This window comes from Lentilactobacillus diolivorans DSM 14421, from assembly GCF_001434255.1.
In the GTDB taxonomy this organism is placed as follows: domain Bacteria; phylum Bacillota; class Bacilli; order Lactobacillales; family Lactobacillaceae; genus Lentilactobacillus; species Lentilactobacillus diolivorans.
Genome location: NZ_AZEY01000084.1, coordinates 1 through 396, shown reverse-complemented (window position 1 = coordinate 396; position 396 = coordinate 1). Strand labels below are relative to the sequence as shown.

Annotated in this window: 1 protein-coding gene; it reads right to left on the bottom strand. The window is 41.4% G+C overall.

Annotation, left to right across the window (positions count from 1 at the left end; translation table 11 throughout):
• Positions 1–396: DNA topoisomerase (locus FC85_RS09530; RefSeq protein ID WP_235807835.1), on the bottom strand; the 396-nt coding region annotated here is incomplete at both ends.

The following is a 396-nucleotide window of genomic DNA, read 5'->3' as shown; positions in this document are numbered from 1 at the left end:
AGAGACTAACCCCAGATACTTCGTCAGATTAGCCACTAAATACTCAAATTCTTCATCAGTGATATAAGCACAATCGGTGCGGGGATAACTGAGTAGTTTGTCTTCGTATAAGCTTTGAATAGCCGCTAAGGTTTGGCTGGCACTGGCGTGATAACGTTTATTCATGGCACTTTGGAGACTGGATAGTGAGAATAGTTGGGGACTAGCACGCTTTTTAGCCTGGTTTTGAATGCCCTTGATTAAACCAGCCTGTGAGCCTTTCTGAACGTGTTTAGCTTGCATGAATGTCATTAGCCCTGTTTCGTCTTTAAATCGCTGATAGGGGTCTAATTTTGCGACGAATTTTTGCTGATTAGTTAAAATTTCCGCATTTAGTTCAAAATAAGGTTCTGGCTT